This is a genomic window from Streptomyces sp. NPDC007264 (genome assembly GCF_042869095.1).
Taxonomy (GTDB): Bacteria; Actinomycetota; Actinomycetes; order Streptomycetales; family Streptomycetaceae; genus Streptomyces.
In genome coordinates, this window is sequence record NZ_JBIAFD010000008.1 from 264,333 (window position 1) to 278,763 (window position 14,431).

11 protein-coding genes are annotated in these 14,431 nt (G+C 73.3%); 6 read left to right on the plus strand and 5 right to left on the minus strand.

What is annotated here, in order from left to right:
• The first annotated feature begins 110 nt into the window (after nucleotides 1–110).
• The gene (locus ACFYMU_RS16600; RefSeq protein WP_388373357.1) at nucleotides 111–767 is read left to right on the plus strand and encodes a zf-HC2 domain-containing protein; all 657 of its coding nucleotides are present in this window, start codon (nucleotides 111–113) and stop codon (nucleotides 765–767) included.
• A gap of 33 nt (nucleotides 768–800) precedes the next feature.
• Here ACFYMU_RS16600 and ACFYMU_RS16605 read toward each other — a convergent pair whose 3' ends face one another.
• Both ACFYMU_RS16605 and ACFYMU_RS16610 read right to left on the minus strand, forming a co-directional pair.
• Nucleotides 801–1,661, minus strand: a complete 861-nt coding sequence (locus ACFYMU_RS16605) for an Fpg/Nei family DNA glycosylase (protein WP_388373359.1) — start codon at nucleotides 1,659–1,661, stop codon at nucleotides 801–803.
• 46 nt (nucleotides 1,662–1,707) lie between these two features.
• The gene (locus tag ACFYMU_RS16610; RefSeq protein ID WP_388373361.1) at nucleotides 1,708–3,792 is read right to left on the minus strand and encodes a SpoIIE family protein phosphatase; all 2,085 of its coding nucleotides are present in this window, start codon (nucleotides 3,790–3,792) and stop codon (nucleotides 1,708–1,710) included.
• A 145-nt stretch (nucleotides 3,793–3,937) separates the two neighbouring features.
• On the opposite strand from ACFYMU_RS16610, the gene ACFYMU_RS16615 reads away from it, so the two are divergent.
• The gene (locus tag ACFYMU_RS16615) at nucleotides 3,938–5,362 is read left to right on the plus strand and encodes a lipase maturation factor family protein (protein ID WP_388373363.1); all 1,425 of its coding nucleotides are present in this window, start codon (nucleotides 3,938–3,940) and stop codon (nucleotides 5,360–5,362) included.
• 125 nt (nucleotides 5,363–5,487) lie between these two features.
• Here ACFYMU_RS16615 and ACFYMU_RS16620 read toward each other — a convergent pair whose 3' ends face one another.
• Entirely contained in the window at nucleotides 5,488–8,508 is a 3,021-nt protein-coding gene (locus tag ACFYMU_RS16620) for an alpha-mannosidase (RefSeq protein WP_388373365.1), read from the minus strand.
• A 137-nt stretch (nucleotides 8,509–8,645) separates the two neighbouring features.
• Nucleotides 8,646–9,878 (minus strand): glycosyl hydrolase, encoded by a 1,233-nt coding sequence (locus ACFYMU_RS16625; RefSeq protein WP_388373367.1) that lies wholly within the window; start codon nucleotides 9,876–9,878, stop codon nucleotides 8,646–8,648.
• A 260-nt stretch (nucleotides 9,879–10,138) separates the two neighbouring features.
• Between ACFYMU_RS16625 and ACFYMU_RS16630 the strand changes: the two genes are divergently transcribed.
• A complete protein-coding gene (locus ACFYMU_RS16630; protein ID WP_388373369.1) occupies nucleotides 10,139–11,482 on the plus strand; it encodes an amidase in 1,344 nt (447 codons plus the stop codon).
• Between the two features lie 42 nt (nucleotides 11,483–11,524).
• Here the strand turns inward: ACFYMU_RS16630 and ACFYMU_RS16635 are convergent, their stop codons facing one another.
• Nucleotides 11,525–11,944: a CBS domain-containing protein gene (locus ACFYMU_RS16635; RefSeq protein WP_388373370.1), complete on the minus strand. Its 420-nt coding sequence runs from the start codon at nucleotides 11,942–11,944 to the stop codon at nucleotides 11,525–11,527.
• A 487-nt stretch (nucleotides 11,945–12,431) separates the two neighbouring features.
• On the opposite strand from ACFYMU_RS16635, the gene ACFYMU_RS16640 reads away from it, so the two are divergent.
• From ACFYMU_RS16640 to ACFYMU_RS16650, 3 genes are all read left to right on the plus strand, one after another.
• Nucleotides 12,432–12,662: a hypothetical protein gene (locus tag ACFYMU_RS16640; RefSeq protein WP_388373372.1), complete on the plus strand. Its 231-nt coding sequence runs from the start codon at nucleotides 12,432–12,434 to the stop codon at nucleotides 12,660–12,662.
• Nucleotides 12,663–12,791: 129 nt separating this feature from the next.
• A complete protein-coding gene (locus ACFYMU_RS16645; protein ID WP_388373374.1) occupies nucleotides 12,792–13,976 on the plus strand; it encodes an alcohol dehydrogenase catalytic domain-containing protein in 1,185 nt (394 codons plus the stop codon).
• A 35-nt stretch (nucleotides 13,977–14,011) separates the two neighbouring features.
• Nucleotides 14,012–14,377 carry a TraR/DksA family transcriptional regulator gene (locus tag ACFYMU_RS16650; RefSeq protein WP_388373376.1) on the plus strand — a complete coding sequence of 122 codons (366 nt, stop codon included), beginning with the start codon at nucleotides 14,012–14,014 and terminating at the stop codon, nucleotides 14,375–14,377.
• The last annotated feature ends 54 nt before the right edge of the window (nucleotides 14,378–14,431 follow it).

Sequence of the window (14,431 nt, forward strand, 5' to 3'; positions counted from 1 at the left end):
ATGTCCCCGTCCTTCTTTCATCACGTCTTGAGTGATTCGGCGGTCAGGTCCGTACCGATGGGCAACAGCAGCACCATCCCCCACCCCGCCCACCGGCATGAGGATTCGCTATGAGGTCCCTGGAACGGCATCGCGACGTCGGCGCCTACGCGCTGGGCGTGCTGGACGAGGCGGAAGCCTTCCGCTTCGAGGACCACCTCATGGAGTGTCCGAAGTGTACGGCGCACGTGACCGAGTTCCGGCCCGCCGCACGGCAGCTGCTGCTGTACCGGCGGGCGACCCCGCAGTCCGTGCACCCCGTCGCGGCCCCCGGGCCCCGGCTGCTGGAGCGGCTGCTCGACGAGGTGTCGGCCAAGCACCGCGGCCGACGCAGGCGCATGCTGTACGCGGTCGCGGCCGCCGTGGTCTTCGCGGTGGGCGGGCCGACGGTCGCGGTCCTGTCCGGTCACGGCTCGTCCTCGTCCACGACCGCCATGAGCGCGACCGACCCGGACACGGGCGTGTGGGCCGAGGTCACCACGCAGGACCGTGTCTGGGGCAGCCAGATCGACGTGCGGGTCAAGGACACGACGGGCCCGCACTCCTGCCGGCTTGTCGCGGTCGGCAAGGACGGGTCGGAGCAGACGGTGACGAGTTGGATGATGCCCGGGGACCAGAGCGGGGCGACGGCCGTGCAGGGCGGCGCGGCGATGCAGTCGAGGGAGATCGACCGCTACGAGGTGCGCACCGAGGACGGGCGGCACCTGATCACGCTGAAGTCGCGCTGACCGGGGGCCGCGGACCGCTCCACGCGCGCCCCGCTACTTCAGCAGCCGTGACATCCGGCGGTCCGCCAGCGGCTTGCCGCCCGTCTGGCACGTGGGGCAGTACTGCAGCGAGGAGTCGCTGAAGGACACCTCGCGGACGGTGTCGCCGCACACCGGACAGGGCTCCCCCGTGCGGCCGTGGACCCGCAGCCCGCTCTTCTTCTCCGCCTTGAGGCGCCCGGCGGCCAGGCCGCGCGAGCGCTCGACGGCCTCCGTGAGGGTGCCGCGCAGCGCCTCGTACAGGCACCGTGTCTCCTCGGGCGACAGCGAGGAGGCCGGCTTGAAGGGGGACATCCTCGCCGCGTGCAGGATCTCGTCGCTGTAGGCGTTCCCCACGCCGGCGATCAGGCTCTGGTCGCGCAGCGCACCCTTGATCCGGCGGCGCTCCCCTTCGAGGAGCCGTGCGAAGCGCCGCTCGTCGAAGTCGGCGGCCAGCGGGTCCGGGCCCAGACGCGACACTCCCGGGACCTCCTGCGGATCCCGTACGACGTACACCGCGAGCCGCTTCTGGGTGCCCGCCTCCGTCAGGTCGAAGCCCTCCCCCGTCTCCAGGGCGACCCGCAGGGCGAGCGGTCCCCTGCCGGGGCGGGGGACGCCGTCGGGCAGGCGGTCCCGCCACTGGAGCCAGCCCGCGCGGGCCAGGTGCGCGACGACGTGCAGGCCGCCCACCTCCAGGGCGAGGAACTTGCCGTACCGGCGCACGGCCGTGACCTCCCGGCCCTCGACGGCGGTGACCGGAGGGTCGTACGTCTTCAGGACGCTGACCGCCACGGGCAGCACCCGCACCACCTCGTGGCCGACGAGACGGTCGACGAGGAAGTCCCTGAGCGCTTCGACCTCGGGCAGTTCCGGCATGGTTCCAGCCTGCCATCCGCCGCCCGCCGCGCGACCCGCACGTCGGTCAGACGCGCGCCCGGATCATGAACTCGCACCACACGACCTTGCCGCCGCCGCGCGCCTCGACGCCCCACACGTCCGCGAGCCGGTCCACGAGCAGCAGGCCGCGGCCCGAGACGCCGGACTCGCCCGCCTCGCGGCGCCGGGGCAGGGCGCTGGAGGAGTCCTCCACCTCGACGCGGATCCTGCGGTCGTGACCGGTGAGGACCCGGAGGGTGACGATCGCGGAGCCCTCGGTGTGCATGAGCACGTTGGTGATCAGCTCGTCGGCGACGAGTTCGATCTCGTCGGAGCGCTCACCGGCGCCCCAGGCGCGCACGGCGGCGCGGATCATGCGCCGGGCCCCGACGAGCGCTTCGGGATCGCCGAGCGCGACATGCTGCTGGAGGCGGCCGCCGGTCCGCTGGGCCAGGCCCCGGCGCTGCAGGAGCAGCAGGGCCACGTCATCGTCCCCGTTGCGCTCCCCCGCCACCTCGATGAGCCGGTCGGCGAGGTCGTGGACGTCGTCGGGGCCGGTGTCGATGAGCTCCCGCAGGGTCTGCATGCCCTCGTCCAGGTCCGCGCCGGGCTGTTCGACCAGGCCGTCGGTGTACAGGAGCAGGGTCTGGCCGGCTTCCATCTCGTGGGTGGTGACCGGGTACTCGAGGCGGTCGAACTCGGCCGACAGCCCGAGCGGCAGGCCCCCCTCGACGGGCAGGGACCGGCAGCTGCCGTCGGACAGCCGCACCAGGGGGTCGATGTGCCCGGCCCGGACCAGTTGCACCACGCCCGTGGACAGGTCGGCCTCCGCGTACAGGCAGGTCGCGAACCGCTCGGTCTCCAGTTCCCGCAGGAAGACCGAGGCGCGGGCCATCACGGTGGCGGGAGTGTGCCCCTCGGCGGCGTAGGCGCGCAGGACGATCCGCAGCTGGCCCATGACGGCGGCCGCGTGCGTGTCGTGGCCCTGGACGTCGCCGATGACCGCGCCGACGCGGCCTCCGGGCAGCGGGACCAGGTCGTACCAGTCGCCGCCGATGTCCCGGCCCAGGGAGCGCCCGGCCCCGCCGGCGCGGTAGCGGACGGCCACGTCGGCGCCGGGCACGCTGGGGATGGAGCGGGGCAGCATCGCCTGCTGGAGGCCCTCCGCGAGGTCCTTCTCCTGCTCGTAGAACATGGCGCGCTGCAGGCTCTGCGCGATGCTGCTGCCCAGCGCGAGCAGGACGTTGCGCTCCTCGGGGGTGAAGCCGCGCCGGTCGTCGTAGAGCAGGCCCATGACGCCGATGGGGCGGGCCTGCACGATCAGCGGCAGATAGGCGGCCGACGTGAGGTGCAGATCCGCCAGGCGCGGCCACAGGATCGGGTACCGCTCGGCGAACTCCTCCGGCGACTCGATGAACCGCGGGCTGAGGGTGCGCACGACCTCGCTCATCGGGTAGGGCTCGTCGACGCGCGTGACCGCGGTGCGGGGAAGGATGCCTTCCCTCGGCCCTTCGACGACGAGCCGGATACGGCCCGCCTCCAGGAGGCCCACGACGAGGCCGGCCGCGCCCAGCGGCGTGAGGCCGTGGCTGTCCCTGAGGACCTCGATGACGTCCTTGACGGTGCGGGCGTGGGCCAGCGCCGCCGTGGTGCTCTGCACGATGTCCGTCTGGCGGCGCAGGGCTTCGTCCTGGAGGGCCTGGTCGGTGCGGGCCCGGTTCTCGCGCAGCTCCTGCGTCGCGTCGCGGACGATGCCGATGATCCTGCGCGGCCGGCCCGTCTCGTCCCGCCGGATGTACCCCTGGGTGTGCGTCCAGCACAGGGTGCCGTCGCGGCGACGGACGCGGAAGTAGGTGCCGTAGTTCTCGCTGCCGTCCTTGAGGGCCTGGGCGACCAGGGCGTCGAGGCGGTGGCTCTCGGCCGAGGGGACCCGGACCGCCAGGCTCTCCGGGTGGCCGTCGTACTCACCGGGGCGCAGGTCGAAGATCTCGTGGGCCCGGGCATCCATGTGGAAGAGTCCGGTGTCCAGGTCCCAGTCGAAGCTGCCCATGCGGTTGAGCGCCAGGATCGGATCCGGGTGGGCGGGCCAGTCGTCCGGGAGTGACAGGGCGCTCGCTCCCCGATCAGCCATGGGGCCCACCATGCCAGGGTTTCCCCCAATCTTCGACTTCTGCCCGCGGGGCGCGTCACGTCGCCGCGGGAGCGGTGTACACAGGGTCACGGGGCATCGCCCCGGGCGCGTCCTGGGCCACACTGGGAGGAGAGGAGCGGTCACCGTGGACTGGTTCGTCGCGCCGGAGTACTGGCTGAGCCGGCTGGTCTTCCAGCGGGCCCTCGCCGCCGTGTACCTGTTCGCCTTCCTGACCGCGGCGCTGCAGTTCCGTGCCCTGATCGGTGAGCGCGGCATGCTGCCGGTGCCGCGGTACGTCGCCCGGGTGCGCTTCGCCCAGGCCCCGAGCGTCTTCCACCTGCGCTACTCGGACCGTTTCTTCGCCGCCTGGTCGTGGGCGGGGTGCGCGGTGTCGGCGGCGCTGATCGCGGGGCTGGACTCCCGTGTGCCGCTGTGGGCGGGGATGGTGCTCTGGCTGCTCCCCTGGGCGATGTATCTGTCGATCGTCAACGTCGGGCAGACCTGGTACTCCTTCGGCTGGGAGTCGCTGCTGCTGGAGGTCGGCTTCCTCTCGGTGTTCCTGGGCAACGACGAGGTCGCTCCGCCGGTCGTCGTGCTGTTCCTGCTGCGCTGGATCCTGTTCCGCGTCGAGTTCGGCGCCGGGCTGATCAAGATCCGCGGGGACGCCTGCTGGCGCAGGCTGACCTGCCTGGACCACCACCACGAGACGCAGCCGATGCCGGGCCCGCTCAGCTGGTTCTTCCACCGTCTGCCGAAGCCGCTGCACCGCGTGGAGGTGGCGGCCAACCATGTCACGCAACTGGTGGTGCCCGTCCTGCTGTTCACCCCGCAGCCGGTCGCGACGGCCGCCGCGTCCGTGATGATCGTGACCCAGCTGTGGCTGGTCCTGTCCGGCAACTTCTCCTGGCTGAACTGGATCACGATCGTGCTGGCCCTGTCGGCGGTCGAGTTCCCCACCACGCCCCCGGCGGCCGCGGCCGCACCGCCGTGGTACGAGGCGGTGGTCCTGGCGGTCGGCGCGGGCCTGCTCGCCCTCAGTCACCGGCCGGTGCGCAATCTGCTCTCCCGCCGCCAGGTCATGAACCGCTCGTTCGACCCGCTCCACCTCGTCAACACGTACGGGGCGTTCGGCAGCGTCAGCCGCACACGGTACGAGGTGGTGATCGAGGGCACCGCCGACGCCGTACCGCGGGAGGACTCCGACTGGCGGGAGTACGAGTTCAAGGGCAAGCCGGGCGATCCACGGCGCTGGCCGCGCCAGTTCGCGCCATACCATCTGCGGCTGGACTGGCTGATGTGGTTCGCGGCGCTCTCGCCCGCGTACGCGGGCGCCTGGTTCGGCGGCCTGGTCGAACGGCTCCTGGAGAACGACCGCGACACGCTGCGGCTGCTGCGCCGCTCCCCGTTCCCCGCGGACGCGCCGCCGCGCTACGTACGGGCCCGCCTGTTCCGCTACCGGTTCACGACGTGGCGCGAGCTGCGGGAGAGCGGAGCGTGCTGGGAGCGCACCTTCGTGCGGGAGTACATGCCGCCGACCCGGCTGGCCGCCCCGGTCGCCGACCGGCCGTAGACGCGGACGGCGGTGTCCTCGCCAGGGCGGCGGCCGCTTCGGCGCGGTGGGCCGCCGAGCGTGCGGCGGCTCCTGTCCGGTGAGCGGGCCCGCCCACGCACCGCCGGCGGGCCCGACCCATGTCTCTAGGACCGCCGCTTCAGCCTCAGCGTCACCAGCTCGAACGGGCGCAGCCGCAGGGTGATGCGGTCGCCCTCGCGGTGCGGGGCCGGGGCGTCGGCGAGCGGCCGCTCCAGGAGGTCCGTGGCCACCGCCGCCGCGACCTCGAAGTCCGCGGTGAGCGTGGCCGCCGTACGGCCGCCGCGCGACTCGTGGAACCGTACGACCACGTCACCGCTGCCGTCGTCGGCCAGCTTGACCGCCGTCACCACCACCGCGTCCTCCGCCACGGCCACCAACGGCGCCACCGCGTGCCCGCCGGTCAGCCGCCGCTCCGGCAGGTTGATCCGCCAGCCTTCGCGCACCGCGTCCCCGATCGTCGCCCCCGGCACCAGCGCGTGCCGGAAGCGGTGGACGCCCTGGTCGGTCTCCGGGTCGGGGAAGCGGGGCGCGCGCAGCAGGGAGACCCGGACGGTGGTGGTCGTGCCGCGGTCCGCCGCGCGCACCGTGCGCGTCACGTCGTGGCCGTAGGTCGAGTCGTTCACCACCGCCACGCCCCAGCCCGGCTCCTCCAGGTGCACGAACCGGTGGTTGCACGCCTCGAACTTGGCCGCCTCCCATGACGTGTTGGTGTGCGTCGGCCGGTGGAAGTGCCCGAACTGCGTCTCGGAGGCGTAGCGATCGGCGTGCACGTCCAGCGGGAACGCCAGCTTCAGGAACTTCTCCGTCTCGTGCCAGTCGACCTCCGTGTCGATCTCCAGCCGCCGCTCCCCCGGCGCGAGCGACAGCACCTGGGTGACGCGTGAGGCGCCGAAGGACCGTACGACCCGGACCGACGCGCCGTCCTCACCCACGGCGATCTCGTCCGCCTCCACCAGGTCGGTGACGGTGTTCCGGTAGAACGCGTCCACGTCCCACGCGTCCCACATGTTGGGGAGGTCGGGGTGCAGTTGGAGCAGGTTGGCGGCTCCTCCCGGCGCGATCGTCTCGCGTCCGGTGTCCAGGTCGCAGGCCGAGACGACCAGTCCGCGCGCGTCGATCTCCACCCGCACGGCCCCGTTGTGCAGCACGAAGCCGCCGTCGGGCCGCGCCGTCGGGACCACCTCGCGCGCGGCGGCAGGCGTGCCCGCGCCGCCCGCCGGGACGCCGTCGCGGGCGTGCGGCGCCGCGTTGAACACCAGCGGAACGGCTCCCTCGCCGGCCAGCGACCGCTGCGCCGCCTCGATGATCCCGTTCAGCTCCGCGGCGATCCGCTCGTAGGTGGCCCGGGCCTCCCGGTGCACCCAGGCGATCGACGACCCTGGCAGGATGTCGTGGAACTGGTGGAGCAGCACCGTCTTCCAGATGCGGTCCAGGTCCTCGGAGGGGTAGGGGAACCCGTTCCGCACGGCCGCCGTGGCCGCCCACAGCTCCGCCTCCCGCAGCAGGTGCTCGCTGCGCCGGTTGCCCTGCTTCGTCTTCGCCTGGCTGGTCAGCGTGGCCCGGTGCAGCTCCAGGTACAGCTCGCCCACCCAGACGGGCGGGTCGGGGTACTCCTCCTGCGCCTTGGTGAAGAACTCCTGCGGTGTCTCCCACACCACCGTGGCCGAGCCCTCCAGGCTGCGCAGCCGTGCCGCCTTGGCGACCATCTCGCGGGTGGTGCCCCCGCCGCCGTCGCCCCAGCCGGTCGGCGCGAGCGAGCGCCCGGCCGCCCCCTTCTCCCTGAAGTTGCGGGCCGCGTGGGCGATCTCGCCGCCCCTCATCGAGCAGTTGTAGGTGTCGACGGGCGGGAAGTGGGTGAAGATGCGTGTCCCGTCGATGCCCTCCCACAGGAAGGTGTGGTGCGGGAACGTGTTCGTCCTCGACCACGAGATCTTCTGCGTCAGCAGCCGCCGGGAGCCCGCCGCCCTGATGATCTGCGGCAGCCCGGCGGCGAAGCCGAACGTGTCGGGCAGCCACGCCTCGTCGTTCTCGATGCCGAACTCGTCGAGGAAGAACCGCTTGCCGTGGACGAACTGACGGGCCATCGCCTCCGAGCCGGGCATGTTGGTGTCCGACTCCACCCACATGCCGCCGGCCGGCACGAACCGGCCCCCCGCCACGGCCTTCTTCACCCGTGCCCACACCTCGGGCCGGTGCTCCTTCACCCAGGCCCACTGCTGTGCCTGCGACATGGCGAAGACGAACTCCGGCTCGTCGTCGATCAGCGCGGTCATGTTGGCCGCCGTACGGGCCACCTTGCGCACCGTCTCGCGCAGCGGCCACAGCCACGCCGAGTCGATGTGGGCGTGCCCGACGGCGCTGATGCGGTGGGCGGAGGGGGCTGCGGGCCGGGCCAGCACTTCGGTCAGCCGTTCCCGGGCCGCCGCCGCGGTGGCGCCCACGTCCTGCAGGTCCACCGCGTCGATCGCCCGCTCCACCGCGCGCAGGATCTCCCAGCGCCGCGCCGACTCGACGGGCAGCTCCGCCATCAGCTCGCCGAGCACCTCCAGGTCGAGGACGAGCTGCCACACGGTCTCGTCGAACACGGCGAGGTCCATGCGCGCGAGCCGGTACTGGGGTTCGACGCCCGCGGTGTCCTTGTCGCCCAGCGGCGTGGGCACGAAGGGGTGATAGTCCATGATGACCGGGTTGGAGGCGGCCTCGATGCGCAGGTCGACACGCTCGCCGCCCTCGACGGGTGAGCCGATCCGCACCCACTGGTTGCGCGGGTTGAGGCCCTTCACCGGGGTCCCGTCGGGGCGGTGGACGAGGCCCTCGCACTGGAAACCGGGCATGTTCTCGTCGAAGCCGAGGTCCAGCAGCGCCTCGACGGTCCGGCCGGCCCACGCCTCGGGGACGGTTCCGGTGACCCGGAACCAGCTCGTGCCCCACGGGGCGCCCCAGCGCGTGCCCACCGCGATCGGTTCGGCCGGGGCGGCCAGCCCCTCGGCGACCGGCACGGGCTCGCCCGGCGCGTGCCACACCGCCACCTGGAGCGGTACGGACTCGGGGTACACGGCGGGGCGGATGCGCTCGTCGAGGACGCGCCGGAGACGGGCCTCGACCAGGGTGCGGTCGTCATGCATGGGGTGCTCCGTGGGGTGAGGATGCGGGGTGCCGGACGGTGCCGGGCCGGGCGGTCGTGGTGGGAGTCGGCACGTTGTACAGCTCCCCGACCGTGGGCACCTCGAACCGTGCGGCACTCTCGCCCGGCACGGGACGGCTATTGCAGGACCTGGCCGGGGGTGACGACCTCGGTGATGCCGCGGGCCGCGAGGTGGTGCCCGTCGTCGGCGCGGCTCGCGAGCACGGTGGTAGGGCGGGCCCCGTCGGCGGTCAGCCGGGCGAACGCCTCGAAGACCGGGCCGCCGGGGGCACAGGCGGAACGGCCGGCCGCGGTGTCGACGACCAGCGCCGTGGTGCGGCGGGCGGGCTCGCGGGGCGCCCATTCCCGGATGATGCGGGCGAGCGTCCCGGCGGCGGGCTTGGGCCGCCGGTCGTTGGTCAACAGCCCCAGCCCGTACTCGAGTTCCGGGAAGTCGGCGAGGTCGCGGCTGACGTCGTGCGAGCACCACCAGGTCACACCCCACACGTCCGGGCAGTCGAGGGCGCCCGCGACGGTGGCCTCGGTGAAGGCGGCCGCGTGCTCGGCGGGGATCAGCGGCGCGGGGGCGCCGACCTCCTGGAGCCAGACCGGGCGGCGCGGGTCGTCCGCCCATGCCTTGGAGAGCTCGATGAGGTACGCGGCATGGTGCTCGGTGGCGGTTCCGGTGCGGCCGTGGCGCTGGGCGGTGCCGTTGAACACCCAGGAGTGCACGGCGGTGAGGTCTCCCAGCCGGGCGGAGTGCTCGGGGGTGAAGGGCTGGTCGTCCTGGTACCAGGCGGCGTCGTACGAGGCGTGCAGGTGCAGCTTCCCGGGTGCGCCCTCGGCGCAGGCGGCGAGCAGCCGGGCGAGCCATCGCCCGGCCTGGTCGGGGGTGACGCGGTCGGGATCGGAGTGCGGTCCGGCGGCGAACTGGTTGACCTCGTTGCCGATGGTCATGCCGAGGAAGTTCGGGCGGTCGGCGAGGGCGGCGGCCAGGGTCCGCAGATAGTCGGCCTCCCCCTCGACGACCTGCGGATCGGTGAAGATGTTGCGCCGGTGCCAGGTCCGTGTCCAGGCGGGCAGGAAGTCGAAGCTCGACAGGTGTCCCTGCAGGCCGTCCACGGTGACGTCGAGTCCGCGCTCGGCCGCGGCGTCGACGAGCGCGACGAGCTGTTCGACGGCGCGCGGGCGGATCAGGGTGCGGTTGGGCTGGAAGTAGGGCCACAGCGGGAAGACCCGGATGTGGTCCAGGCCGAGGGCGGCGATCGAGTCGAGGTCGGCGCGCACGGAGTCCGGCTCGAAGTCGAGCCAGTGGTGGAACCACCCCTCGCTCGGTGTGTAGTTGACGCCGAAGCGCACGGCAGGAGGCATACGGATTCCTTCACACGGTGGTGCACGGAGGAGGTCCGGCCGGTTCGGCCCTGCGGCGACCTTGCCCGGCGGCTTCGGCACACGTCAATGCACGGCCGTCCGTACGGCCGTCCGCAGGGCCCGGACGGGCCGTTCGGGGTTCCGCCGCCGCCGGACTCTCGACGTGGTGCCGTCGGCAGGGCACAGTGCTCCTCGTACTCGCCAGTACACCCTTGCCTCGACCGTGCATCGACTGTGCAGAACACCGACAGGGAGCGCCCGTGACCAGCTGGGTCGGCCGGACCGCCGCCGAGATCGCCGCCGCCGTACACGAGAAGCGGGCCACGCCGCACGAGGTGGTGGCCGAGCACCTGGCACGGATCGAACGGCTCGACGCCCGCGTCGGCGCCTTCCGCCATGTGCGCAGGGACGCCGCCCTGGCCGAGGCGGAGGAGGTCGCGGCCCGCCCGGACCTGGACCGGCTCCCCCTCGCCGGCGTGCCCGTGGCGGTCAAGGACAACCTGGCCGTACGCGGCGAGTGCAACCGCGTCGGCTCCGCCGCGACCCCGGAAACCCCGGCCGGCCACGATCACGTCACGGTGGCCCGGCTGCGCGCGGCGGGCGCGATCGTGGTCGGCCTGACCAACGTGCCCGAACTGTGTGTCTTCGGCACCACGGACGGGGTGCACGGGATCGCCCGCAACCCGTGGGACACCTCCCGCACGGCGGGCGGTTCCTCGGGCGGCAGCGCCGCCGCGGTGGCCGCCGGCATGGTGCCGATCGCGCTCGGCAACGACGGGATGGGCTCGCTGCGCATCCCGGCCGCCAACTGCGGTCTCGTCACCATCAAGCCGGGCTACGGCACCGTCCCGGCCGGCATCGGCGACGGCGACTGGTTCGGCATGTCGGAGAACGGCCCGCTCGCCACGACCGTCGAGGACGCACGCCTGATGTTCGAGGTCCTGGCGGACCGGCCGGGCACCCCTCCGCGGGAGTCGGCCACGCGCAGGATCGCGCTCTCGCTCCGCAGTCCCCTGCCCGGAGTGAGCGTGAGCCGCCCGTACGCGGACGCCGCCCGCGAGGCGGCCGCCCTGCTCGAACGGGCGGGTCACGAGGTGCGGCCGGCCGAGCCGCCGTACCCGTGGTGGCTGGGCACGACCTCACTGGCGCACTGGACGGCGGGCACCGCGGTCGACGCCGAGGGACTGGACCCGCGGCGGCTGGCCCGGCGCACCCGGGTCCACGCGGCGGTGGGCCGCCGGTGCGTGAAGAGCGTGCGGTCCGGTGACCGCCGTGAGCAACTGCGCCGCCGGCTGGAGCCGTTCTTCGCCGAGCACGACGTGCTGCTCACCCCGGCCCTGGCGCGCCGCGGCCCGGCCGCCGCGCCCTGGCACACGCGCGGCTGGCTGCGCAACCTGCTGGCGAACACGGCGTACTCGCCCATGACCCCGCCGTGGAACCTCACGGGCTGGCCGGCGATGGCGGTCCCGTTCGGCACCCTCCCGAGCGGGGCGCCCTGCGCGGTGCAGCTCGTGGGCCGCCCGGGATCCGAGTCGGAACTGCTGGCGGTGGCCGCGCAGTTGGAGACGCTGCGGCCCTGGCGGCGCACGGCGCCCCTGGAGTGAGCGCCTGGGGCAAGCGCCTCCAGCGAGAGGAGGCGGACGTCCCTACCGGTTGGACCGGGCGGCGCTGATGTCGCCGAGCGCCGACTGCGGGTCGCGTTCGATGGCCAGGTCGCCCAGCGAGACGATGCCCACCGGCCGGCCGTCCTCGACGACCGGCACCCGGCGCACGGAGTGCTCGCGCATCAGGTCCACCGCGCGGTCGAGCTCGTCCTCGGCCTCCACGGTGACGAGGTCCCCGCTGCACACGCCGGCCACGGTGGTCTGCTCGGGGTCCTCGCCGTCCGCGAGCGCGCGCACCACGAGGTCGCGGTCGCTCACCAGTCCACGCAGCCGGTCCCCCTCCGCCACCAGCACGGCTCCGATGTTCTGATCGCGCATCAGCCGGGCCACGGTCGTCACCGACGTCTGCGGCTGCACCGTCACCGGTGCGGCGGTCATGATGTCGCGTACGTGCTGGGTCATTGCCTGTCCCTTCGCGGACGGTGCGGTGCCGGTCACCGCGCTCGCCCCGGCGGGTACCCGGCGAACCCGGCCCTGCACCCCCGTTCGGGGCGGGCGTTTCGCCGTACGCCTGGTGGGGACTCGGTCACCAGGCGGTGCGACGCTCGGACGAGCAGGCCCGGCCGCCGTCGAGACGGCAGAAGGAAGATGAAGTGCCGTGACCACCGGGACAACAGAGAAGCCGGCCGTCCGCCCACCCGAGTCGGGATGGGCACAGGCACGCAACCACCCGCCGGAGGACGGTGTACGGACCTGTGTCCCGGCCGTCGAGGACCGGGCGAGCCCCTCTGCGTGCCGCGGGCCGGAGTGGAACATCGTCAGAGGTGAGGACTGACCCTCGCTCGTCAGGGGCGAGGCCCGACCCTCGCCCCGGGGCTGAAGCCCTCCCTGGACCGGATGGCGGCGTCCGAGCCGCCTTCGCCGACGGAGCCGACCGGCCCCCGGCGACGTGATCACCGACGGCCGGAGCGATCTGGACGGCATCCGCGCCGTCCGCGACGCCGTCCCCACCGCGGGCATGGTGCCGTTGGTCATCGCGCCCACCGCCCTGGAGGCCGCGGGCATCCCCCTCGACGCCGCCGACGTGGTGACCGCCGACACCGGCTCCGGTGTGCTGGAGCCGGTCACCCGCCTGCTGCCCGCACACCGGGCCTGGGACCGTTTCGCGCCTCGTTGCTGACGCCCGGGTACGTCCCGGCCATGACCGCCGTGCCGGACACGGGGGACCGGGGCGGGTGTCAGCCGCCCGCCCCAGGGGACTCGGACGGCCCGCACCGACGCAAGCACGCGAGAGCCGAGGAGCACAGCGATGCGAGCACTGACCTGGCACGGCAGGCGGGACGTCCGGGTGGAGACCGTCCCCGATCCCCGGATCGAGAAGCCCGACGACGTGATCGTGCGGATCACGTCCACCGGCATCTGCGGTTCCGACCTCCATCTGTACGAGCTCTTCGGCCCCTACATCGATCCGGGCGACGTCCTGGGGCACGAGCCCATGGGTGTCGTCGAGGAGGTCGGCCCGCAGGTGCGCACGCTCAAGCCGGGCGACCGCGTGGTCATTCCGTTCAACGTCTGCTGCCGCGACTGCTTCATGTGCGACCAGGGCCTGCACTCGCAGTGCGAGACGACCCAGGTCAGGGAGCGCGGAACCGGCGCCGCCCTGTTCGGGTACACCAAGCTGTACGGGCAGGTGCCGGGCGGGCAGGCCGAACTGCTGCGGGTGCCGTTCGGCGACAAGCTGCCCATCAAGGTGCCCGAGGGGCCGCCGGACGACCGCTACGTCTATCTGTCGGACGTCCTGCCCACCGCCTGGCAGGCCGTGGAGTACGCGGCGGTGCCCGAAGGCGGCAGCGTGGCCGTGCTGGGTCTGGGCCCGATCGGCGACATGTGCACCCGCGTCGCCCGGCACCGCGGCGCCGGCCTGGTCATCGGGGTGGACCTGGTGGACGAGCGGCTCGAACGCGCCGCCGCCCGCGGGGTCACGTGCTTCGACGTCCGGCGGCACGGGAAGGACCTGACCGAGGCGGTGCAGGAGCTGACCGACGGCCGCGGCGCGGACGCGGTGATCGACGCCGTCGGCATGGAGGCGCACGGCGCGCCGCTGGCGAAGGCCGCGCAGTGGGTCACGGGTCTGCTGCCCGACGCGGTCGCGCAGCCCCTGATGGAGCATGCGGGGGTGGACCGGCTCGGGGCGCTGCACGCGGCCGTCGATCTGGTGCGCCGCGGCGGCACGGTCTCCGTTTCCGGGGTGTACGGCGGCGCGGCGAGTCCCATGCCGCTGCTGACGATGTTCGACAAGCAGATCCAGGTGCGCATGGGTCAGGCGAACGTCTGGCGCTGGGTGGAGGAGATCCTCCCGCTGCTCACGGACGAGGATCCGCTCGGGGTCGATGCCTTCAAGACGCACTCCATGCCGCTGGAGGACGGGCCGAAGGCGTACGCGATGTTCCAGGCCAAGGAGGACGGGATGGTCAAGACCCTCCTCCACCCGTGATCCCGCGCACCTTCCCGACGTCAGAGGGAGCACCCATGCCGGTGGAACTGTCGGCCGACAACCTGAGGGACCTCACCGACCGGCTCACCGCCGAGGCGGACGTGCTGCGTGAGGACCTCTCGACGGTCGAGGCGAAGATGCCGGTCCTCGCCGCCGACTGCGACCTCGACGCGGCCGATGCGGGCGCGAAGGCGACGGCGCTCGCCCGTCTGCGGGCGGACGCCCGGCGCGCGCGGACGCTGCTGGACCAGGTCCTCGCCGCACTGCCCCGTGTGGGGACACCAGGTTTCGGGCGATGCGCGGCCTGCGGCGACATCATCGACCGGGACCGTCTGCCGGCGCTGCCGCACACGGACGTCTGCATCGGCTGCGCGCGTGCCGACGGAGGCGCACGGCTCTGAGCACCCGGGGCGCAGGGCCCTGGGGGGCGCCAGGACGGCCGGACGGCCGGACGG